Annotated in this window: 23 protein-coding genes and 1 riboswitch; of the genes, 9 read left to right on the plus strand and 14 right to left on the minus strand. The window is 71.6% G+C overall.

The window, feature by feature from the left end; translation table 11 throughout:
• Nucleotides 1-2: 2 nt before the first annotated feature.
• Entirely contained in the window at nt 3-914 is a 912-nt protein-coding gene (gene deoC, locus ACYVF7_RS42815) for a deoxyribose-phosphate aldolase (protein ID WP_460358430.1), read from the minus strand.
• Between the two features lie 364 nt (nt 915-1,278).
• On the opposite strand from deoC, the gene ACYVF7_RS42820 reads away from it, so the two are divergent.
• Nucleotides 1,279-1,770 carry a hypothetical protein gene (locus tag ACYVF7_RS42820; protein WP_460351708.1) on the plus strand — a complete coding sequence of 164 codons (492 nt, stop codon included), beginning with the start codon at nt 1,279-1,281 and terminating at the stop codon, nt 1,768-1,770.
• On the opposite strand, the gene ACYVF7_RS42825 is transcribed toward ACYVF7_RS42820, so the two are convergent.
• Complete coding sequence (locus ACYVF7_RS42825) at nt 1,771-2,637, minus strand: bifunctional 5,10-methylenetetrahydrofolate dehydrogenase/5,10-methenyltetrahydrofolate cyclohydrolase (protein WP_460351709.1); 867 nt, start codon at nt 2,635-2,637, stop codon at nt 1,771-1,773.
• A 23-nt stretch (nt 2,638-2,660) separates the two neighbouring features.
• Nucleotides 2,661-2,743: riboswitch (ZMP/ZTP riboswitch) on the minus strand.
• A gap of 354 nt (nt 2,744-3,097) precedes the next feature.
• Here ACYVF7_RS42825 and ACYVF7_RS42830 point away from each other — a divergent pair.
• Nucleotides 3,098-3,403 carry a hypothetical protein gene (locus tag ACYVF7_RS42830; RefSeq protein ID WP_460351710.1) on the plus strand — a complete coding sequence of 102 codons (306 nt, stop codon included), beginning with the start codon at nt 3,098-3,100 and terminating at the stop codon, nt 3,401-3,403.
• A gap of 294 nt (nt 3,404-3,697) precedes the next feature.
• Nucleotides 3,698-4,441: a TSUP family transporter gene (locus ACYVF7_RS42835; protein WP_460351711.1), complete on the plus strand. Its 744-nt coding sequence runs from the start codon at nt 3,698-3,700 to the stop codon at nt 4,439-4,441.
• A gap of 4 nt (nt 4,442-4,445) precedes the next feature.
• On the opposite strand, the gene ACYVF7_RS42840 is transcribed toward ACYVF7_RS42835, so the two are convergent.
• The 4 genes from ACYVF7_RS42840 to ACYVF7_RS42855 all read right to left on the minus strand — a co-directional run bounded on the left by ACYVF7_RS42840 (nt 4,446) and on the right by ACYVF7_RS42855 (nt 9,358).
• Nucleotides 4,446-4,844, minus strand: a complete 399-nt coding sequence (locus ACYVF7_RS42840; RefSeq protein WP_460351712.1) for an NUDIX hydrolase — start codon at nt 4,842-4,844, stop codon at nt 4,446-4,448.
• A gap of 105 nt (nt 4,845-4,949) precedes the next feature.
• Entirely contained in the window at nt 4,950-6,347 is a 1,398-nt protein-coding gene (locus ACYVF7_RS42845; protein WP_460351713.1) for a uracil-xanthine permease family protein, read from the minus strand.
• A 239-nt stretch (nt 6,348-6,586) separates the two neighbouring features.
• On the minus strand, nt 6,587-7,576 hold the full coding sequence (locus tag ACYVF7_RS42850) for an AraC family transcriptional regulator (protein WP_460351714.1): 990 nt from the start codon (nt 7,574-7,576) through the stop codon (nt 6,587-6,589).
• A 72-nt stretch (nt 7,577-7,648) separates the two neighbouring features.
• Complete coding sequence (locus ACYVF7_RS42855) at nt 7,649-9,358, minus strand: PucR family transcriptional regulator (RefSeq protein ID WP_460351715.1); 1,710 nt, start codon at nt 9,356-9,358, stop codon at nt 7,649-7,651.
• Nucleotides 9,359-9,568: 210 nt separating this feature from the next.
• On the opposite strand from ACYVF7_RS42855, the gene ACYVF7_RS42860 reads away from it, so the two are divergent.
• The 4 genes from ACYVF7_RS42860 to ACYVF7_RS42875 all read left to right on the plus strand — a co-directional run bounded on the left by ACYVF7_RS42860 (nt 9,569) and on the right by ACYVF7_RS42875 (nt 13,385).
• A complete protein-coding gene (locus ACYVF7_RS42860) occupies nt 9,569-10,489 on the plus strand; it encodes an oxamate carbamoyltransferase subunit AllH family protein (RefSeq protein WP_460351716.1) in 921 nt (306 codons plus the stop codon).
• 213 nt (nt 10,490-10,702) lie between these two features.
• Entirely contained in the window at nt 10,703-11,128 is a 426-nt protein-coding gene (locus ACYVF7_RS42865) for a hypothetical protein (protein WP_460351717.1), read from the plus strand.
• Nucleotides 11,125-12,030: an aldose 1-epimerase family protein gene (locus ACYVF7_RS42870; RefSeq protein WP_460351718.1), complete on the plus strand. Its 906-nt coding sequence runs from the start codon at nt 11,125-11,127 to the stop codon at nt 12,028-12,030. Before ACYVF7_RS42865 ends, ACYVF7_RS42870 begins: the two co-directional genes overlap by 4 nt.
• Nucleotides 12,031-12,185: 155 nt before the next feature.
• Nucleotides 12,186-13,385 (plus strand): DUF6986 family protein, encoded by a 1,200-nt coding sequence (locus ACYVF7_RS42875; RefSeq protein ID WP_460351719.1) that lies wholly within the window; start codon nt 12,186-12,188, stop codon nt 13,383-13,385.
• Nucleotides 13,386-13,461: 76 nt separating this feature from the next.
• On the opposite strand, the gene ACYVF7_RS42880 is transcribed toward ACYVF7_RS42875, so the two are convergent.
• The 6 genes from ACYVF7_RS42880 to ACYVF7_RS42905 all read right to left on the minus strand — a co-directional run bounded on the left by ACYVF7_RS42880 (nt 13,462) and on the right by ACYVF7_RS42905 (nt 18,105).
• Nucleotides 13,462-13,782, minus strand: coding sequence for a hypothetical protein (locus ACYVF7_RS42880; RefSeq protein WP_460351720.1), 321 nt, complete (start codon nt 13,780-13,782; stop codon nt 13,462-13,464).
• 150 nt (nt 13,783-13,932) lie between these two features.
• Nucleotides 13,933-14,511: a nucleotidyltransferase family protein gene (locus ACYVF7_RS42885; RefSeq protein WP_460351721.1), complete on the minus strand. Its 579-nt coding sequence runs from the start codon at nt 14,509-14,511 to the stop codon at nt 13,933-13,935.
• 103 nt (nt 14,512-14,614) lie between these two features.
• Nucleotides 14,615-14,755: a hypothetical protein gene (locus ACYVF7_RS42890; RefSeq protein WP_460351722.1), complete on the minus strand. Its 141-nt coding sequence runs from the start codon at nt 14,753-14,755 to the stop codon at nt 14,615-14,617.
• A 131-nt stretch (nt 14,756-14,886) separates the two neighbouring features.
• On the minus strand, nt 14,887-15,984 hold the full coding sequence (locus ACYVF7_RS42895; protein ID WP_460351723.1) for an XdhC family protein: 1,098 nt from the start codon (nt 15,982-15,984) through the stop codon (nt 14,887-14,889).
• Nucleotides 15,977-17,086 (minus strand): vWA domain-containing protein, encoded by a 1,110-nt coding sequence (locus tag ACYVF7_RS42900; protein ID WP_460351724.1) that lies wholly within the window; start codon nt 17,084-17,086, stop codon nt 15,977-15,979. The genes ACYVF7_RS42895 and ACYVF7_RS42900 overlap by 8 nt, the downstream gene beginning before the upstream one ends.
• Before the next feature lie 107 nt (nt 17,087-17,193).
• Nucleotides 17,194-18,105, minus strand: coding sequence for an AAA family ATPase (locus tag ACYVF7_RS42905; RefSeq protein WP_460351725.1), 912 nt, complete (start codon nt 18,103-18,105; stop codon nt 17,194-17,196).
• A gap of 163 nt (nt 18,106-18,268) precedes the next feature.
• Between ACYVF7_RS42905 and ACYVF7_RS42910 the strand changes: the two genes are divergently transcribed.
• Complete coding sequence (locus ACYVF7_RS42910) at nt 18,269-19,732, plus strand: glycoside hydrolase family 71 protein (RefSeq protein WP_460351726.1); 1,464 nt, start codon at nt 18,269-18,271, stop codon at nt 19,730-19,732.
• On the opposite strand, the gene ACYVF7_RS42915 is transcribed toward ACYVF7_RS42910, so the two are convergent.
• Nucleotides 19,708-20,085 (minus strand): winged helix-turn-helix transcriptional regulator, encoded by a 378-nt coding sequence (locus ACYVF7_RS42915; protein WP_460351727.1) that lies wholly within the window; start codon nt 20,083-20,085, stop codon nt 19,708-19,710. The genes ACYVF7_RS42910 and ACYVF7_RS42915 overlap by 25 nt on opposite strands.
• 65 nt (nt 20,086-20,150) lie before the next feature.
• Here ACYVF7_RS42915 and ACYVF7_RS42920 point away from each other — a divergent pair, with 65 nt between their 5' ends.
• Nucleotides 20,151-20,717, plus strand: a complete 567-nt coding sequence (locus ACYVF7_RS42920; RefSeq protein ID WP_460351728.1) for an NADPH-dependent F420 reductase — start codon at nt 20,151-20,153, stop codon at nt 20,715-20,717.
• Nucleotides 20,718-21,041: 324 nt separating this feature from the next.
• Here the strand turns inward: ACYVF7_RS42920 and ACYVF7_RS42925 are convergent, their stop codons facing one another.
• On the minus strand, nt 21,042-21,422 hold the full coding sequence (locus ACYVF7_RS42925; RefSeq protein ID WP_460351729.1) for a hypothetical protein: 381 nt from the start codon (nt 21,420-21,422) through the stop codon (nt 21,042-21,044).
• Between the last annotated feature and the right edge of the window lie 65 nt (nt 21,423-21,487).

Genomic DNA, 21,487 nt, shown 5'->3' on the forward strand with positions numbered 1-21,487 from the left:
CCTCAGTCGAGAGTGAAGTAGTCAGGACCGCCGTACACGCCGGTCGTCAGCTTGCGGCGCTGCATCAGCAGGTCATTCAGCAGGCTCGACGCCCCAAGGCGGAACCACTCCGGCGTCAGCCAGTCCGGCCCCGCCGTCTCATTCACCAGCACCAGGTACTTGATCGCGTCCTTGGTCGTCCGGATCCCACCCGCAGGCTTGACGCCCACCTGGCGACCGGTCCGCGCCCGGAAGTCACGCACCGCCTCGAGCATCACCAGCGTCACCGGCAACGTCGCGGCCGGACTCACCTTGCCCGTACTCGTCTTGATGAAATCGGCCCCAGCCAGCATCGCCAGCCACGACGCGCGGCGCACATTGTCGTAGGTGACCAACTCACCAGTCTCCAAGATCACCTTCAGGTGCACGTCACCGCACTCGGCCTTGACCGCGACGATCTCCTCGAACACCTTCTGGTAATCGCCCGCCAAGAACGCACCCCGATCGATCACCATGTCGATCTCCGACGCCCCATCACCGATCGCCCGGCGAGTGTCGGCGAGCTTGGCCTCCAACGGCGCACGCCCCGACGGAAACGCCGTCGCCACACTCGCCACCCCGACCCCGGTGCCCTTCAGGGCCCGGACCGCCTCACCCACCAGGTCGGAGTAGACACACACGGCCGCGACCCTCGGCACACTCACATCACCCGGATCCGGATGCGCCGCCTTCGCACACAACGCCCGCACCTTGCCAGGAGTGTCCGCACCCTCCAGCGTCGTCAAATCCACCATCGAGATCGCCAGATCGATCGCGAACGCCTTCGCCGACGTCTTGATCGAACGCGTCGCCAACCGCGCGGCCCGCTCCTCCGCCCCCACCTGATCCACCGCCGGCAGACCACGCAGGAAACCGCGGAGCTCGGCCGGCGACATGGCCGCCTCCGCGAAGGTCGACAGGTCAGGCACGTCTCCCCCTGTGTTCGAGTAACCGATCGAGGATAAGCGCCGCCGCGAGGAACATGACCACGTGCCGCTGCTCGATCCCCCACGATTCAACAGCCTGCGCCGAACAGACGGCAACAGCCCGGCGTCGGGGCCGCGAACACCGGGGCGTCTCAGAGTCGTGCGGCGTAAAATCACTTGGCTGTCATCAACGCATAGGCGGAGAAAAGACGTGCGCGTTCGTCCGGCGATGGCCGCGGCCGTCCTACTGGTCACAGCGGGTTGCGTTCATCACACGGCCAGGCCCGCCGGCCGGGCGGCTGTATCCCCGTCGCCGAGCACGCTCACCCCCACCGTGTCCGTTGACCTGCACGACACGGTTCGACGATGGTGGCGGCGCTCCGTGGCCATGCCGCGCACGGCGTACTCCGCCCCTAAAGGGTGCGGGCTGCAGCAGCCGGCCGACATCTGGCTGCTCGGAGGCGGTTTGAATACGGGCGGCCCGCACCGGCGCTGCGACGTCGCCGCGGGCCGACCGATCCTTGCGCCGGTCTATGTAGGAATCGCCGCCGCCGGCCTCCCATCGCCTTGGGAGCCGTTGCCCGATCCGGGTCCAATGGACGTACGGCTCGATGGCCGGCCCCTGACACCGACCGAGATAGCGAACGATCGGCCGTACCGCCTGCACGCGGTGCCCGGATCGGGGATGCGCGACGGGACGCTGGTCAGCGACCGCGGGTACTGGGTCCTCCTCCCCGGGCTCACCCGCGGGGTGCACACGCTGATCATCCGCATGCCGAGGTTCCGGGAGCGTCCGTACCTGGAGTGGACGCTCACCGCCGCATGATCAGCGAGATCCCAGGCCCAGTTGCCGGGCCGCCGCGTCCACGGTCTGGGCGAGGAGGACGGCGATCGTCATGGGGCCGACGCCGCCGGGGACCGGGGTGATGAGGCTCGCGCGGGTCGCGGCGGTCTCGAAGTCCACGTCACCGACGTTGCCGGGGTTGTACCCGGCGTCGATCACGACGGCTCCGGGTTTGATGTCCTCGCCGTGGATGAAACACGGCCGGCCGACGGCGGCGACCAGGATGTCGGCCTGCCGCACGATCGACGCGAGGTCGGTCGTGCGCGAGTGGCAGTACGTGACCGTGGCGTTCGCGGCGAGCAGCAGCATGCCGACCGGTTTGCCGAGGATGGCGCTGCGGCCGACCACGACGGCGTGCTTGCCCGCCGGGTCGACGTCGTACTCCTCCAGCAGGCGCATGATGCCGCCGGGAGTGCAGGGCACGAAGCCCGGCAGCCCGAAGCTCAGTGCGGCGAACGAACTCAGCGTGAGTCCGTCGACGTCCTTCTCCGGGGCGATGGCCTCGAACGCGGCTCGCTCGTCGATGTGCGACGGGACGGGGTGCTGGAGCAGGATGCCGTGCACCTCCGGGTCCTGCGACAGGGCGGTGACGGCGTCCACCAGTTCGGCCGTCGTCGTGGCGGCGGGCAGGCCCACGTGCCGCGAGACGATGCCGGCCTTCGCGGACCGGTTGCGCTTCATGCGGACGTAGGTCACCGAGGCGGGGTCGTCGCCGACCAGTACGGTCGCCAGGCACGGCGGCGTGCCGCTCTCGCGGGTGATCTGTGCGGCTCTGGCGGTGCTCTGCTCGACGATGCGGCGGGCGAGGCCCGCACCATCCATGGGACGGGCGGTCTGCGTCTGGGACATCGGCTGCTCCTGAACGGTCTTCACGACTCGGCCCAGGCGCACGGCACGACGTTTCCGGGCCGCTCCCCGGTGGTGCTCCACCTCAGCGCCAGTCACGACCCAAGACTCTGACTTTTAACAGCCGACAACGATCTGTGCAAACCGGCCGACGACGCGGCGGCCGGGCGAGGTCTCCGCGAGCCCGCGGGGCGACCGTCGCGACGGTCGTCCTGGCCGTCCTCGCCATGACGGGCGGAGTGGGAAGCGTGCCTGGCACCGACGGCGGCCCCCGTGCCCACTTACGGACAGATGCCAAATTCCAGAGTTTACGCCAGATTCTACACTTCTCACCTCTTATCCATTTTATTCCGAACTTAATCAGAAATTGCTCTACCCAGATCAGGGACCGGAAATCAAAGCTATAGCGCCCAAAATGGGACGCAAGGGGCCTTAGGGCTACTTCCGGCATCAAGGAGATAATATGCTTAAGGAGACTAGCGCTGCCGGCGGGCTGGCGCTCGCAGCCGCCGCAGGCCTGATATTCATGAGTTCACCGGCATCGGCGCAGATCCCGACCTGGAAACACCGGCATCACGCCCACAGCCGCAACGCCAACGTGAATGTCAACCGGGTCAACGTTGGGGTCAACGTCCGCAACAGTAATAACAATGTCGCAGTCGCGGACGGCGGCTTCCGCCGCGGCTTCGGCCGCGGCTGCTGGGGCGGCGGCGGCTGCGACTGGGGCGGCGGCGGCTGGGATTGGGGCGGCGACGGCTGGGACGACTGACACCAGACCAAAGTCGGGCGCCGGTGGACTCCACCCGGCGCCCGATTCGGTATCGGCTGCTCCTGAACGGTCTTCGTGACTCGGCCCAGGCGTAAGGAAACGACGTTTCCGGGCCGCTCCCGGGTGGTGCTCCGCCTCAGCGCCGGTCACGGCCCAAGATCCATCATGCTCAGAGTGATCGGCACACCCCCGGGCCTCCTCGTGATCGCGATGCACCCACGCCTCGAAAACACCTTGAGCCAGGCCGTACCACTGGTGGAGGCTCTCGACCGTGTTTCGTGAGGATGATCCGTCGTGACCGGTGGCTGGGCCGCCGATCTGCTCCTGGGCGGCATCGTCCTCCTGGGCGCGTCCGTCCAGCGGCTGGCCGGGATGGGTTTCGCGCTGGTCGCGGCGCCGGCGCTCGTGCTGCTCCTCGGCCCCTCCGAGGGAGTGCTGCTGTCGAACGCCGCCTCGGGTGTGATCAGTGTGATCGGGCTGGTGGACGGATGGCGGCGAGTCCGGCTGAGCGCGATGGTGCCGCTGGTCGCCGCGGCCGCCTGTACCGTGCCGGCCGGGGCCTGGGTCGCCGCTCGGCTGCCTCAGCAGGAGTTGCTCGCCGGGATGGGCGCGCTGGTGACCGCGGCGGTGCTCCTTGTGATCTTCGGCACGCGGGTGCCCGCGCTGAGAGGTTCCGGAGGTGCGGTCGCCGCCGGCGCCGCGAGCGGTTTCATGAACTCCTCGGCCGGGGTCGGCGGCCCGGCGATCTCGCTGTACGCGGTGAACGCCGACTGGACGGTACGGGAGTTCGTCCCGAACGCACAGTTCTACGGGGTCGCCGTGAACGCCCTGTCCCTGCTGGTCAAGGGCGTGCCGCGGCTCACCGGCCCTGCCTGGCTGCTGGTCACGGCCGCGCTCGCGGGCGGCGCCGTCGCCGGGCGCGCGCTCGGGGATCGCATACCGGAACGCCGTGCGCGGCGGATCGTGCTGCTGCTCGCCCTGGCCGGCGGCCTCACCACGCTGGCCAAAGGTCTGTGGGAGCTGACGGTCACCCCGTAGAAGATCAGGTCAGCCGTCCGGCGGCCCGCAGGTCGTCGAAGATGATCTGGTCCACCGGAGCGACGCGGTCGCGGTCGGCATAGGAGAGCCACACGACCTCCTCGATCTCGCTGCTGGGCGCGAGCGTGCCCTGGTAGTCGCCGGTGTAGCAGGTCATCCGGACCGTGACGCCGTCGGGATGACCGTGCGCCTGGGCCTCGTACGTCCCGAGGTGAGCGATGGTCTCCGGAACGATCGCGACGGTGAGCTCCTCCTCGATCTCTCGCGCCAGAGTCTGAGCATCGCTCTCCCCCGCCTCGCGCTTGCCGCCGGGAAGGTAGTAGGCGTCCTTGCCGTACGAGCGCGTGCTGAGGATCCTGCCGCCCTCGACCCGGATCCACGCCACCTTGTCGATGACCGACATCTCTCGCTCCGATCCTGGACGGCCGTGGTCCCTCCGCACCCTACCGAGGCGGGCTGCCGACGGCGGGTCGACGGCCCGTTGGGGTCCCGGCCGGCTTACCGGGCGTCATTCCGGCTCGCCGGGGTGGCGGCCGGGGGCGTCGGGCATGACGTCGCGTTCACCGGGGGCGATGACGCCGGCGCCGGTGTCGTGTGGGGCGCGCTGGACGGCGTTGAGGACGTGGTAGCCGAGCAGGACGGCGATGGTGCCGAGGGCGATGCCCTGCAGCGGGAAGTCCTTGGTGATCTTCAGCGTGACGTTGCCGATGGCCAGGATGATGCCCGCCGCGACAGGGACGAGGTTGACCGGGTCGCCGAAGTCGACGCGGTTCTCGATCCAGATCTTCGCGCCGAGCAGGCCGATCATCCCGTACAGCACGACCGTGATGCCGCCGAGGACGCCGCCGGGGGTCGCGGCGACCAGCGCGCCGAACTTGGGGCACAGGCCCACGAGGATCGCCACGATGGCGGCGACGTAGTACGCGGCGGTCGAGTAGATCCTGGTGGCGGCCATGACGCCGATGTTCTCGGCGTACGTGGTGGTGGGCGCGCCGCCGACCCCGGCGGCCAGGACCGTGCCGATGCCGTCGGCGGCGATGGCGCGGCCGATGTACGGGTCGAGGTCCGCGCGGGTCATCGCGGCGACGGCCTTGACGTGGCCGGTGTTCTCCGCGATGAGCGCGATGACCGGCGGCAGGGCGACGAGGACCGCGGAGGTCTTGAGATCGGGGGCGTGGAAGTGCGGGAGGCCGAACCAGTCCGCCGCCTTCACCTTGCTCAGGTCGACGCGGAAGTGGGAGGTGACCTTCCCGGTGCCGTCGGGCGCGGTGATCCGGCCGGCGGTCCTATCGAGGATCCACGACAGGAGGAAGCCGAAGACCAGGCCGATCAGGACGGCGATCCGCGCCCAGAACCCGCGCAGCACGACGGCGCACAGCACGACGACGGCGAGGGTGGCGAGCGCGACCCACTGGTCCTGCGGCCAGTAGACGTTCGCGACGACCGGGGCGAGGTTGAAGCCGATCAGCATGACGACCGCGCCGGTGACGACCGGCGGGAAGATCCGGTGGATGATCCCGGCGCCGAGCACGTGGATGACCACGCCGGCCACGGCCAGCACCGCGCCTGCGACGAGGATCGCACCGGTCACGTTCGCGGTGCTGCCGCCCGCCGCGCGGATCGAGGCGACCGCGCCGACGAAGGACGCGCTGGTGCCGAGGTAGCTGGGCACCTTCCCGGCGGTGATCAGCAGGAACATGACCGTGGCGATGCCCGACATCATGATCGCGAGGTTCGGGTCGAGGCCCATCACGACCGGGAACACGAAGGTCGCGCCGAACATGGCGATCACATGCTGGGCGCCGATGCCGACGGTGCGGCCCCAGGACAGGCGCTCGTCCGGCGCGACCACCTGGCCCGGCGGGGGTGTGCGCCCGTCGCCGTGCAGCTTCCAGCCGATCGCCATGGAGTCCCCCCGGGGGTGGTCGACAGTTCGCCTCCGAGGTCTAAGTCTGCACGAGGACGATCGCGCGCCCGCCGACGGCGTGACTTCCGGTGGCCGTCGCGTCACCGGACGAAGAACGGCCGACCCTCGCCGGACGTTGGAGGGTCGACCGTTACTCGAGTCTTGCCGCGGACGGCGCCGGCCGGGGAGGACCGCACGCGCCAACAGGGGGACCCCGCACGCCGATCTCGGTCGGGTGGTCAGGTGGTCAGGTTCCAGCGCCGGACCGCGCGGCGCAGGGCGCGAGCGTCGGAGTACCCCAGCTGTGCGGCCATGGCCGTACGCGAGGCCCCCTCCCGCAGCAGCCGGGCGGCCTGGTCGCGCCGTACGGCGTCGACCTCCTCCCGCCAGCTGGTGCCGTCCTCCTCCAGACGGCGCTGGAGACTGCGCGGGCTCATGGCCAGCCGCCCCGCCACCGCGCGCAGGGACACCGTCCGGCCACGCAGGTCGGCGGCGATGGCCTCCCGCAGCAGGTCACGCCATTCCGGCGCACGGCCGGGCGCCGCGGTGATCGCGTCGGCCTGCGCGCGCAGGATCTGGGCCAGCACGGGATCGGCGCCCGGCAGCGGCTGTTCCAGATCGGCCCGGGCGAAGGTCATCGTGGTCCGGTCCTGCCCGAAATCGACCCGAGGAGTCCCGAACGCCGCGACTAGGTCGCGGTGACTGCGCGGCGGATCCCCGCAGAAACCCACACGCACCGGCGAGACCTCCGCCCCGAGTGTGTCCCGGGCCCGGCGCAACAGCACCCCGAGCGCGAACTCACCGATCAACGCGTTGGTCTCCGGGAAGGGACTCCGGGCTTGATACCGGATCGTCAGCTGCCTGTCGTCGCCGGTCACGTCGACGTCGTCGACGCCGCCGTCATCGCCGACGACATGGACGTAACCGATGGCGGTGGTGAGCCCTTCGCCCAGCGTCGCGGCCGTCTCGAACAGGTAGTCGTGCAGATGCAGCCGCCCCCGGCTCCACCGGCCCGCCACCCGTAGACCGAGGTGGGGATCGGGAGACTCCAGGTGGCCGAGCCGCCACAGCTTGGTCAGCTGCCAGGTCGGCACCCGTACGGTGTCGTCGCCCAGCGCCCAGACCGGGAGCCCGACCCGGCGGCTCAACGCCGCGGTGTCGACGCCGAACTCCCGCAACGAATGCAGTACGAACCGCGCGAGAGCGGTTGAGACCGTCCCTTGTGTCACCGATCCCCCCAACACGGTGAAGGCAACGAAGCCGGAACCTACACCTGAAGGAGCGCCGCGGGCATGGTGGTCTCAGATCCCCCGCATGCGCAGGACGTGCAGCGCGAGGGTGAGGTTGAGGCGAAGGTGGGCGTCGTCGGTGAACGGGCCCAGCAGGCGCTCCAGTTTGCCGATGCGGTAGCGGAGCGTGTTGTAGTGGAAGTGCAGGCGGCGGGCGGTCTCGGCGACGTTGAGGTTGGTCTCCAGCAGCACCTGCAGCGTGCGCCGCAGGTCCACCGCCTCCGGGTCCTGGTCCCCCGCGAGCTCGCCGAGGGTCTCCCGGACGAAGGCGTGCAGCTCGGCGGTGTCCTCCACCAGGCTGAGCAGCCGGAAGACGCCGAGCTCATCGAAGTGCACGATGGCCCCGTCGCCGTGCATCTGCCGCCCGACCCGTACCGCCTTGACGGCCTGGTCGTAGGCGGACGGCAGGTCGGCGGACACCTCCGCGACGCGGCTCACCCCGACCGAGAAGGTCCGCTCCTGGTCGGCGAAGACCGCGGCGGCGTCCTTCGCCAGCGCTTGGACGTCGCACGCGTCGGCGGCGACCACGGCGACGACCTCGCCCGAGAAACCGGCCACGGCGCCGCTGCGGTCGCGGCGCCGGACCGCCGAGGTCCAGGCGGCGACGAGCCGGTCCTGGAGCACGCGTTCCTCCGGGCCGCGCGCGGGCCCGCGGTCGAGGGCGGCGACGACGACGGCGGAGGGGCGGCCGAGGTCCCAGCCGAAGCTCGTGCTGTGGGCGACGACGTGCTCGTCGTCGCCGGTGTTGCCGGTGAGCACGTCGCGCAGGAAGTCCGCGCGGTACTTGCTCTCCACGGCGGACACGGCCTGCTGCTTGGTGATGACGAGGGCGACGACGGTGGCGGCGCGTTCGAGGATGCCGGCGTCGGGTGCCGGCACTCCGATCGCCGCCATCCGGCCGTACGTGAAGCCGCCCGCCACGACGGGCACGGCGATGCGCCCGCCGAACTCCGCCGCCCCCGGGTCGTCGTAGGCGACCGGCCCGACGGAGGGAACGGGCCCGTCGGCTCCCCGGAGGAAGGGCGGGGCGGCGGTCGGCGGGACGGCGTCGGGCGGCGGGTCGCCGCCGTCCGGCGGCGTGGTCCCCAGCCGGGCGAGGAGTGCCTCGTCGCCGGAGGCCGCGAGCCGCCGGCCTTCGCCGTCCAGTACGGCGACGGCCGAGCCCAGGAGGGTGGCGACCTCGTCGGTGACATCCTGGAGTCCGCCGCCGCACAGCACGATCTGCAGGAGTGCCCGGTGCACCTCCTCGCCGCGCGCCAGGACCGCGGCCTGCCGGTTGAGGATGTCGGTGAGCACCTGGTTGAGGATGTCGTCGAAGCCGACGTCCTCGGGCAGCACGATGAGCGGAAGGTCGAGCCCGTCGGCCTGGTCGATCATCTCGGCCGGCAGGCGGTCGAGATAGCGGCCGGGTTTGACCGCGAGGGCCGCGAGGCCGCACGCGTCGAGGTCGCCGACCAGGTGATCGAGGGATTCAGGGGTGTTGCGGAGCGGATAGCCGGTGGTCAGCAGGAGCTCGTTGGGCTTGACCCAGGCGAGGACGTCCGGGACCTCCATGACGTTCAGGCGCTGTACGACGCGGCCGAGCCCGCCGGCCCCGGCGACGAGCCGGGCGTCCGCGAGCGTGGACAGGCCCAGAATCTCCCCGACGGACAGCCCGTAGGTCAGGGTGCCGGTGCCGTCGATTCGAAGCGTCGGAGGACGAGGTACCGAAAAAGACGACATGGCCGCCCCATCTGCCGAAGTGACCCCCCGGTAACGATCACACGATGACGAGAAATACGAACGCTGGCAACCATCGTTGGCAGAATTATCCATACGGCCATGGCCCGCACCGGATTACCTTCACGACCATGGCCGGGGGCGATCCCGGTGCCCCGTGCGGCGCGGACGGGCCCCGGGACGATCCGACCCAGCGCATCGCGGGAGGTCCGGATGAGGGTGTCCAGCACCGCCGGTCGGCGGCGCGGCCCACGTACCGCTCCCGCCTTGAGCCTGCCGGGCGCCGCCAGCCTCGGTGTCCGCGCCGTGCTCGGCGGCCCGCGGCGTGCCGCCCGCGCGGTCGCCGTGTTCCCCTCGGCGGCCTATCTCCGGGTCGACGGGCCTACCGAGCCGATCATCCTCGCGCTCGTCACCTCCGACGCCGTACGGCCGCCCAACGCCGTGGTCCTGGCGACACCGGCCCGTCAGGAGCCGTTCCGCGGCATCCGCGAGGGTGACGTCGCGTTCGTCGGGGACGGTGGCGTGGAGGTCACCACGCGGCTGCGGGTACGCATCCGTCGCTGGTGGGACCCCACCCCGGTGCTCGGGCCGCTGTCGCTGGCCCGGCTCGCGCACGGGGCCCGCGCGCTGGGCGAGCTGACCGGGCCGTGGGGCCTCAGCGGCCACCCGATGCCGGGCGTTCTCGCCGACAGCTGCGCGGACGGCGACCTCGCCCACGCGGTCGATTCGGCCGAGCGGATCGTCGGCCTCGGCCCGGGTCTGACGCCGAGCGGCGACGACGCGCTGGCCGGCCTCCTGCTCGCGCTGCGCCTGCTCGGCGGCGCCGTGCCCGGCGGCGGACGCGCCGTCTGGCTCGCCGACTGGCTGGGCGCCGCCGTCACCGCGTACGCGTGCGAGCGCACGACCGCCCTGGCCGCGACCCTGCTGCAGTGCGCCGCGCGCGGTCAGGCGAGCGTGGAGACCGCCGCGGTGCTGCGCGGCATCGCCGGCCAGGAGCCCCTCGAGCCCGCCGCACGCCGCCTCATCGACATCAGGCACACCTCCGGCGCCGACGTCGCCTGGGGCCTGCTCACCGGCTGCCGTGCCGCCCTGGCGCTCAGCGCCCCGCGGCCGGGCACCGACCAGGACGGCTGACCGCCGCCGCTCCCCCGGCGCGACGCTTTCGGTGGTTCCAGGACGCTGACCGCCGCCAGAGCGAGGCGGGCACGGTTCACGGGCGGCCGCGCTCCGCAGGACCCCGCATCGACGACAAGGCCGGCGTGCCGTCGGCCCACGCGCACCGGCCCAGCGCGGTTCGTCGCCATTGGCTCTTCTGGTGGCCGGTCGTGATCAATACGCTCGAGCCTCATGGACCTGCTGCGTTCCGCGTGGAAGGCCGGCCCCGCCGCCGATCTGGGCGGATCGGTGCTGGTCAGCGTCACCGATTTCACCGCCGACCGGCTGCTCGATCTGCCGGGGATCGCCCGTGCCGGGTACCGCCTGCGCCGGTACTGGCCGGAGCTGGAAGGCGCGGTGGGCATGTGGCTCTGGGCGCGACCGCTGGAACGGCGGGTGGGTTCGGTCTCCGTGTGGGCCGACGGCAGGGCGCTCCGTGGCTTCGTGAAACTACCGGCCCACGTGGAGATCATGCGCAGGTACCGGGTGCGCGGCTCGATCAGAGCCACGACCTGGACGGCCGGAGAGTTCGACGCCGAGGAGGTCTGGCGGTCCGCGCGGCGACACCTTGCGGCGGGTGCGACGTCGCCTCCGGAGTCGACGACAATCGACGCATGACACTCTCGGGGAACCAGTACGAGATCGCCGCCGGGCCGTACGCCGCCGTCGTCACCGAGCAGGGCGGCGCACTGCGCGCGCTCTCCCTGGACGGCCGGCCGCTGATCCTCACGCACGGCCCGGACGAGATGCCGCCCGCGGCCTCCGGGCAGCTGCTGGCGCCCTGGCCGAACCGCATCGACCGGGGACGCTATGAGTTCGGCGGCGACGCGTACCAGCTGCCCATCAACGAGCACGAACGCGACAACGCGATCCACGGCCTCGTCCGCCAGGAGTCCTGGGTGGTGGCCGAGCACGAGCCGCACCGGGTGCGTCTCACCCACCGGCTGCTCGGTCACACCGGCTATCCGTTCCGGCTGGACCTGGCCCTGGAGTACGCCCTCGACGCCGAGCGGGGCCTGACCGTACGCGTGTCGGCGCACAACGCCGGTTCGCGGCCCGCGCCGTACGGGCACGGCGCGCACCCGTACCTCACCCTCGGCCGCCCGCTGGACGAGTGCGACCTCACGATTCCCGCGGACCGGTATCTCGAGGTGGACGACCGCGCCATCCCCGAGGCGACCGCCCGGGAGGTGGCCGGCACCCCGTACGACTTCCGTGAAGGACGTCCGCTCGGCGCCACGGAGATCGACAACCCGTACACCGGGCTGCGCCGTGACGCGGACGGGCGCGCGTGGGTGCGCCTGGCGGACGGCACCCACGCGGTCGCGCTCTGGGTAGACGAGGCGCACCCGTGGCTGGAGATCTACACCGCCGACGAGACGCCCGCGGAGATGCGGCGTAAGGGAGTGGGCGCGGAGCCGATGACCTGCCCGCCGAACGCCTTCGTCACCGGCACGGATCTCATCACGCTGGAGCCCGGCGCCGAGTTCAGCGGCACCTGGGGCGTCGTCGGCTCCTGACCTTCCGTTCCCGTGGTCGGGGGAACCGGTGGGCGCGGACGGTGATCAGACTTTCGAGACGTGCGGCCGGATCGGGTCCGCTCAGCCGGTGATCGAACGTTGCCGGGCGGGCCGGATCGGTAACGTGTGACGCGGTGTCTTTGGGAAGGAACTCCGTGAAGCTGACCCTGTCCTCTGTCGACGACCTGAGCGCCCGTGTCGAAGAGGCGCGAGCCGAGTACGAACGCCAGTACCCCGGCGAGCCGGAGCAGCGGCGACCGGTGCACACCGTGGCCGTCCCGGCGGACCGCTTCACCGCCACGACCACCGCGGACCTCGGCAAGGAGGCGCTGCGGCTCCTCGACGCGCACGCGGCCGAGGGCACGGTGGCGGCCGCCGCGTTCGGCATCGACGCGGCGCTCGGCGACACCGTACGGGAGCGGGTCGCCGCCAAGCTCGCCCGCGACCCCGTGGAGGACCTGCGCATCGACTTCGCCGACGGGTACGGCGTCCGCGACGACGCCGAGGAGGACGGGCACGTCGCCGCCGCCGTCGAGGCGGTCGCCCAGGCGTACGAGACGCGGTCCCTGCCGTACTACTGGGGGCTGCGGGTGAAGTCGTTCGCGGACGGCGGGCACGAGCGTGCCATGCGCACCCTCGACGGCTTCCTCACCGGCCTGGCCGAGCGTCTCGGCCGGCTGCCGGGCGGCTTCGTGATGACGTTCCCCAAGATCGTGACACCCGAGCATGTGCGGATCTTCGGCGATTTCCTCGGCCGGTTCGAGGAGGAGATCGGCCTGCCGGAGGGGCTGCTGCGCTTTGAAGTGCAGATCGAGACCCCGCAGTCGGTCGCCGCTCTGCCGGACATCCTCTCCCTCGCCGGTAAGCGGTTGAGCGCCGCCCACTTCGGCGTGCGCGGCTACACGGCCGCCCTCGGGCTGGCCCCGTCGGAGCAGCGGCTCGACCACCCGGCCTGCGACCACGCCCGGCACGTCATGCAGGTCGCCCTCGCCGGCACCGGCGTACGGCTGGCGGACGGATCGGCGAACGTCGTCCCGGCCGGCGAGGAGACCAAGGACGTGCACAAGGCCTGGCGGCTGCACGCGAGCATGGTCCGCTACTCCCTGCTGCACGGCTTCTCCCAGGGCTGGGACGAGCACGCCGCGCAGTTGCCGAGCCGGTACGCCGCGGTGTACGCCTACCTGCTGAACGGCCTGGACGACACCGTCGAACGGCTCCGCGCCCACCGTTCCGGGCAGGGCGACGGGAGCGCCCTCGACGACCCGGCGACCGTCGCGGCGCTGACCGCCCGGCTGCGGAGCGCGGTCGACTGCGGCGCCGTCGACCGCGACACCGTACGCGAGCTGATCGACTGACCGGAGGGCCCACCGGCCGGTCGGTGGGCCTGCCGGTGCGTCGACCGCGATTCCGGACCGAATCTGGTCGGCCGGCCTACCGGTCCGCCACCGCGCCCGGGTGCAGTGCGGCACTCTCGTCGACGCGGCGGTCGTCGCCGAGGTCGTCCATGCTCATGAACTGCCGCAGGTCGTCGATCGCCATGGTCTGCTCGCGGATCTTGGCCATGATGTCGCGGAGCGTGTGCACGACGACGAGGGTGGCCTCCGCCTGGGCGAGGGTGGCGTGGACCTGTGCCAGCGCCGGATCGGGAGGCATCTGGTTGAGGGCGTTCTCGGCCTTCAACAGGTGGGAGGCGGCGGTGTCATTGTGGGTCACCCAGTGGTAGCCGGGTTCCTCCGGCCAGGCAGACGTCATAGCGGGCTGCTTACCTTCCCAGCCGGAGCGCGAAGCGCCCTGGCGATCTTGTCCGAACCGTACACGGCCCCCGTGCCTCGATAGGACGCGCGAGTCCCGCGGGCGGTTGGCACCGCGAACGTCTCGATCAGACCTCCGTCTCGGCCTCTCTCAGCTGAGGCGTTGGAGGTCCTCGGGAGTGTCGATGTCGTCCGCGGCGGCGACGTCGTCGCAGGGGACGGCGACGACGAGCTCCGGGTGGGCGCGCAGGAATCCCCGGGCGCCGACGTCGCCCGAGGCACTGGCCGCCGCCTCCGCGAAGTGCTCGTGGGCGATGAGGACCGGGTTGCGCGGCCGGCCGTCGTACGTGGCGACCGCGACTCGCGCTCCGGACTCGTGCGCCGCGCGCAGCCGGCGCACGGCCGCCGCGGTCACCCGCGGCTGGTCGACGAGCGCGATGACGACGGCCGGGCAGTCCGGCGCCAGCGCCGACAGCCCGGCGCGCAGCGACGACGCCATCCCGGTCCGCCAGTCCGGGTTGTGGATGACGACCGCGCCGGCCACGTCGACCGCGGCCGCGCCGGTGACCACCACGATCGGGGTGCAGCCCGCCTCATGGAGCATGCGCACCCCGCGGTCGACGAGCCGTACGCCGTCGATCTCGACCAGTGCCTTCGGTATGCCGAGCCGGCGCCCCTCTCCCGCGGCGAGCAACAGCCCCGCCGGTGCGCCAGCGTGCCTGATCCCCATCTCGGGAGCGTATCCATCCGCGTGGCCCCGGTCACGCGGGAGGACGGCACGCCCTGGGTTCCGTCCACGCGGCCCCTGTCCACGCGGCACGCCGGGAGATCGATCAGCGGTGGGCAGCCACGGGCGGAAGCACACCGTGGGTGGCACGGTCGGGAGCGGCCACCGCTCCACCGGCCACGGCGGCCCCGATCAGCACCGCGACGACGAGCCGGCGCGCCACGGTCTTCCGAGTGTTCTGCGACATGATCAACGGCCTTCTTCCCCGTTCGTCTGGACTCTTACGAGTCTCGGCCATGATCTACGCCCGCGCAGTAGGGCCAGATCGACTCTTGGACGGTGGGGCCAGCCCCACCAGTGCCACGGGGTGAAGTGACACTAACCCCCGTGGATCCGTCCGGCCGTTTCGCTGAGGGGGAGTCCGCTGCCGCCCCAGCGGAGCTGGATGAGCTCGGCCGCGACCGACACGGCGGTCTCCTCCGGGGTACGGGCGCCGATGTCCAGGCCGACGGGCGAGCGCAGCCGCGCGATCTCGTCGTCGGTCACGCCCGCGTCCAGGAGCCGTTTGACCCGGTCGTCGTGGGTACGCCGGGAGCCCATCGCCCCCACGTAGGCCGCCGGGGTGCGCAGCGCCACCTCCAGCAGCGGCACGTCGAACTTCGGGTCGTGGGTGAGCACGCAGATCACCGTGCGCTCGTCCACCTCGGTGTCGGCCAGGAAGCGGTGCGGCCACTTCACCACCACCTCGTCCGCCTCGGGGAAGCGCTTGGCGGTGGCGAAGATCGGACGGGCGTCGCACACGGTCACGCGGTAGCCGAGGAACCGGCCCATGCGGACGACCGCCGCCGCGAAGTCGATCGCGCCGAAGACCAGCATGCGGGGCGGCGGCGCGAAGGAGTTCACGAAGACGGACAGTTCGTCGCGGCGGCGTTCGCCGTCCGGTCCGTAGCGGCGGACGCCGGTGATCCCCTGGGCGAGCATCCCGCGGGCGTCGTCGTCGACGGCGGCGTCCAGGCGGTCGAGCCCCAGGGAGCCCGCCGCACGGTCGGGCCAGACGACGCGCCGGGCGCCAGTCTCGCGCGGGCCCGCGACGACGGTGGCGACCGCGACCGGCTCGTGCCGGTCGACCGAGGCCGTCACCTCCGCGAACTCCGGGAACGTCGCCGGGCCGACCGGCTCGACCAGCACGTCGAGGATTCCGCCGCAGGTCAGCCCGACGGCGAAGGCGTCGTCGTCGCTGACGCCGTAGCGCTGGACGACCGGCCGCCCCGTCTCCATGACCTCCCGCGCCAGTTCGTACACCGCGCCCTCGACGCAGCCGCCCGACACGCTGCCCACCGCCTCTCCCCCGGCGGAGACGGCCATCGCGGCGCCCGGCGGACGGGGCGCGCTGCGGAACGTGTCGACGACGGTGGCCAGGCCGAACGTCTCCCCCGCGGCGTACCAGGTACGGATCCCGTCGAGCACGTCACGCATCGCCGATCACTCCCGCCAGTTCCTCGAGCGCGGCCAGGCTGTGCCCGGCCACGAAGTCGTCGACGTACGGTAGTGCCGCCGCCATCCCCGCCGTAAGCGGTTCGTACCCAGGTCGGCCCTTGTGCGGGTTCGCCCACACCACCCGGTGGGCGAGTCGGCGCAGCCGCGCCATCTGCGCGGCCAGCAGCGTGGCGTCCCCGCGCTCCCAGCCGTCGGAGGCGAGGACGACGACCGCGCCCCGTGCCATGCCACGCTGGCCGAACCGGTCGAGGAACTCCTTCAGCTCCTCGCCCAGCCGGGTGCCGCCGCTCCAGTCGGGGATCGCGGACGACACCGCCGCCATCGCCGCGTCGGGTTCGCGCTGCCGCAGTTCACGGGTGACCCGGGACAGCCTCGTCCCGACGGTGAACACCTCGGTGCTGCGCGGGGCGCAGCGTACGGCGGCGTGCGAGAAGCGCAGGAGGACGTCGGCGTACGGGCTCATGGAACCGCTGACGTCGACCAGCAGCACGACCCGACGCGGGCGCGTACGGTGCGCGCGATGATGGAGCCGGGAGATCTCGCCCCCTCGCCGCAGGATCGAGCGGACGGTCCGGCCGGGGTCGAGGCGGCCCCGATGGGCCGGGGTGAACCGCCGGGAGCGGCGGCGCGCCGAGACGTCGTCGAGGAGCGCGATCAGCCGGTGCACCTCGTCCCGTTCTTCGGCGCTGAGCCGGGCGACGTCGCGCCGGCGCAGGACCTCGGCCGTGCTGGCCGCCGCGACGCTCGGGTCGCCGCCCGCCTCCTGCCCGGCGGCGTCGGCCGTCACGACCGGCCGCGCGGCGACGACCGGCGGCCGGGACATCCGGCGGACCGACGCGGACTCCCCGGAGAAGTACGCGGCGAAGCACCGGTCGTAGCGCGGCAGGTCGGAGGGGTCGGCGCACAGGGTGAGGCGGCCGGCCCAGTACACGTCGCGCGCGTCCGTCACGTCCAGGCTGTCGAGCGCGCCGATCATCGCCTGGAGCCGTTCGGGATCGGCGTTCACCCCGGCCGCCCGCAGCGTACGGGCGAAGCCGGTCATCGTCCCGACCACGTCACGCGAGGACTCCCGCTCTTCCACTCCGGCACCCGGCGTCCCGGCCAGGTCAGACGGGCGCTCCCGGCTCTCCGCGCCATCCGGTGGTCTGGGCTCCGGGGGCCCGGCGGGTTCGCTCGGCCCGGGCATGGTCAGGACCCGTTGAGCAGGACGTCGAGGCCCTTGACGACCCGTTCGGTGTCCTCGCGGTACTTCAGCACCGCGCCGAGCGTGACGGCGGCGGTGTCGGGGTCGAGGTCCCGTGCGCCGAGCGCGACGAGGGCCTCGGTCCAGTCGAGGCTCTCGGCGACGCCCGGGGTCTTGAGCAGGTCCAGGCCGCGCAGCCGGGCGGTGGCGCCGGCCACTTGACGGACGAGCCGTTCGGAGGCCTCCGGGAGCCTCCGTCGGATGATCGCGACCTCGCGGTCGAACGCGGGGTGCTCGAGCCAGTGGTAGAGGCAGCGGCGTTTCAGCGCGTCGTGGACCTCGCGGGTGCGGTTCGAGGTGACGATCACGACGGGCGGGTGCTCGGCCCGTACGGTGCCGAGCTCCGGGATCGAGATCGTGAAGTCGCTCAGCACCTCCAGCAGGAACGCCTCGAACTCGTCGTCGGCGCGGTCGATCTCGTCGACCAGGAGCACGCTCGGGCGGTCCGCCGACGAGGTCTCCAGCGCCCGCAGCAGCGGCCGGGCGACGAGGAAGCGCCGGTCGTACAGCTCCGATTCGAGGCGCTGGACGTCGGTCACGCCCGCGGCCTCCGCCGCCCGCAGGTGCAGGAGCTGGCGTGGGAAGTCCCAGTCGTAGAGCGCCTGCGCGGCGTCGAGGCCCTCATAGCACTGCAGGCGGATGAGGGGGACGCCGAGGACGGCCGCGAGGGTCTTGGCGAGTTCGGTCTTGCCGACCCCGGCCTCGCCCTCGAGGAAGAGGGGGCGGCTCATGCGCAGGCCGAGGAAGCAGGCGGTGGCGAGCCCTTCGTCGGCGAGGTACGCGTGCCGGTTCAGCGCCTCGCTCAACGCCGCCGGTGAAGCGAAGTCAGATGCCTGGATTGCGGTGGTCTGCGGCACGCCTCAAGGCTACTTCTCCGGACGGAACCGTCCAGGTTCGTCACTCACAGCACGCAAAGCACCCTTCTTGCTGTAAGTCCCGGAATCGCCGCATGGCGCCCACTACGCTCCGATGATCATGAAGCGAGCACTGCGACCGACGACCATCCGATTGAGATCTCCGTTGCCGGTCGCAGTGGCGGCGATCGCGGCCGTGGGGATCGCGGGGACCGCGTGCTCTCCGGCGCAGCGGGCGTCGCGGACGGCCGCCGGCGCGACGGCCGCGGCGGCGAACCCGGGGCCGCTGCCGTTCCGGCTGCCCGCGCAGAGCGTCCTTCGCTCCTCGAAGCACAAGGTGTTCGCGCACTACTTCACGCCGTACCCGGTCTCCTTGGACAACAAGGCCGCGGCGAGCGACTACTACACGAAGAACTACCTGTCGCCGACCGGCGAGAACGGCAAGCACGCCGCGTACGGCGGACTGCTCCGCGACCGTCCGATCGCCCGCGCTCCCCTCAGCGGCGACTGGCAGCTGGAGGACATGAAGACCGAGGTACGGCGCGCCGCCGCGGCCGGTCTCGACGGCTTCACCGTGGACCTGCTGTCCGTGAGCTCCTCCAGCGCCAACTGGTCGCGCGTGAAGCTGCTGATCAAGGCCGCCGAGCAGGTCGACCCGGGCTTCAAGATCGTCCTGATGCCCGACATGAACGGCCTCGCGAACGTCAGCGCCGACGCGCTCGCCGCCGCCGTCGCGAGCGTCGCCAAGTCGCCCGCCGTCTACCACCTCGCCGACAAGCGCCTCGTCGTCTCGCCGTTCAAGGCCGAGGGCAGGAGCGCGGCGTGGTGGTCGTCCTGGATGACGATCATGCGCGACAAGTACGACATCGAGGTCGCGCTCGTGCCGTGCTTCCTCAACTTCGGTTCGGGCGCCGACGCCTTCGCCGCCATCAGCTACGGCTTCTCCAACTGGGGCAACCGGAACCCGGCCGCCAACGCCGGCCTCGCCGCGAACATCGGCCGCGCCCACCGGCTCGGCAAGATCTGGATGCAGCCGGTCTCGGTCCAGGACGAACGGCCGAACCAGGGCAGGTACGACGAGGCCGGCAACACCGAGAACCTGCGGCTCACATGGAAGGCGGCGATCGACGGCGCCGACTGGGTGCAGATCCCCACCTGGAACGACTACTCCGAAGGCGCGCAGCTGTCGCCCTCGGCGAAGCACGGGTGGACCTACCTCGACCTGTCGTCGTACTACCTCACCCGGCTGAAGACCGGGAAGTACCCGGCGATCACCAAGGACGTCGTGTACGTCACGCACCGGATCCAGCCGGCCGCGGCCAAGCCGAAGTTCGCCGAGACCAGGCTCATGACGCTGCGCCCGGGCAGCACGCCCGCCCGCGACCAGGTCGAGGTGCTCACCATGCTCACCGCGCCCGCGAAGGTCACCGCGACCATCGGGGGCACCGCGCACACCTACAGCGCGCCGGCGGGCGTCCACGTCCAGACGTTCCCGCTGAAGGCGGGCACCAACAGCGTCTCGGTGACGCGGAAGGGCGCGGTCACGGCGAAGGTCACCTCACCGTTCGCCGTGACCGCCAAGCCCCAGGTCCAGGACGAGCAGTACTACGGGGTGACCAGCGGCCGGTAGGCCTCGGCCGCCGCGGCACGCTCCTGCGCCTCCACGACGACGTCGGCGTAGCGTTCGGTCCAGCGGCCGAGCGCGTCGATCGGCTCGAGCAGGCCGCGGCCGGCCTCGGTCAGCTCGTACTCGACCCGCGGCGGCGCCTCGGCGTACGTCCTGCGGGTCACCAGACCGTCGCGCTCCAGCCGGCGCAGCGTCTCGGTCAGCACCTTGCCGCTGATGCCCCCGATCACCCTGCGGAGCTCGACCGGCCGCATCGACCCGTCGCGGAGCGCGTAGACCACGACGGCGTTCCAGGTGTTCGTCAGCAGGTCGAGCGCCAGCCGGGTCTGGCAGTCGGCGAGGAGCTCCTCGATCATCCCTACGTCCTATCGCATCGGCCGGGCACCGGATGGTGCCCATCGGAATCCCTAGTGTCGCGTCCATGCGAATCGGGATTCTCGGATCGGGACACATGGCCGACGCGCTCGGCACTCAGTGGGCGCGTGCGGGGCACGAGGTGCTCATCGGCGCGCGCGACGGCGAGAAGGCGGCGCGGCTCGCCGCACGGATCGGGCCGGACGCGCGCTCGGGCGGACTCGGCGACGCGGCGGGCTTCGGCGACGCCGTGCTGCTCGCCGTGGCGTACGAGGGCGTCAAGGACGTTCTCGCGCAGGTCGGGGACGCCCTGCGCGGGCGAATCGTGATCGACTGCGTGAACGGCATCGTGCATCCGGGCGTCACGCTCGCCACCGGGAACGGCCCGTCCGTCGCCCGGCAGATCGCCGACGCGACCGGTGCCCACGTCGTCAAGGCGTTCAACCTGTGCCCGGACGACGTGTGGCGGATGACGCCGCCGCACTTCGACGGCCACCCGCTGGCCGTGCCGATCTGCGGCGACGACGCCGGCGGCCTCGACCGGGCGGGCCTGCTGGAGGCCACGGCGGCGTTCGTGATCGGCCTGCACATCTCCGGCGTCGACCCGCGCTCCGCCCTGCCTCCCCTCGCGTAGCCGGCCGGATCGGGCATACCGGAGCCGCATATTCGCGAATCGAATGACGGGCCGGCGCGTGGCCGCCTTCCCCCGTCCGTGGCCGGCGGAAACGCCGGGCATCACGACGTTGACGAGAGCACGACCCTCCTGACACCTCCGGCAGGACGACGACCGCAAAACGGAAGTTGACGGAGGGTCATGGTTCGACAGACCACTTACTCCCTCTCTCAAGGCACGGATGTCGGTCGGACTGGTTCGATTGACCTGCGGCACGGTTCGGACATTCAGGGGTAGGGGCGGCACGAGGACACCGGTTGGTCGGACTCGGCCCTCGATGATCGATCATTCGGTGGCGTCCGCTCGGCCGGGGATCGGCCCCACGGCCGACATGCCGGAGGAGCGACCCCTGCCGGGGTAATGCAGATGGCCATCAGGACGGAGACACGCCAGGCTGAGGAACTCGCGCGATATCTCAGTCACGCCGTGTGCGAGCTGCGGAAATCGAACGGTGATCCGGCGCGAGGGTGGCGAGAATGGCTTGACATCGAGGATCCGCACATCGGAGAGGCCGTCGTCGCGGAGTTGCGGGACATCCTCCGAGAGTGGCCGGACACCACCGATCCGGATCGGCTGAAGAAGGTACTGACGCATCGGAACCACAGCCGTGAGGTCTTGTGGCGTCTGCTCGCCGAGCCGGAGAGCGTCGAGCCTCCGCAACGCCATGTCGCCGGAGGGCGGAACGCCGGTCCGCGCAGACGGCTGCGAACGTGGCTCGCATCGCAGGCCTC

The sequence above is a fragment of the Actinoallomurus acanthiterrae genome (assembly GCF_054775715.1).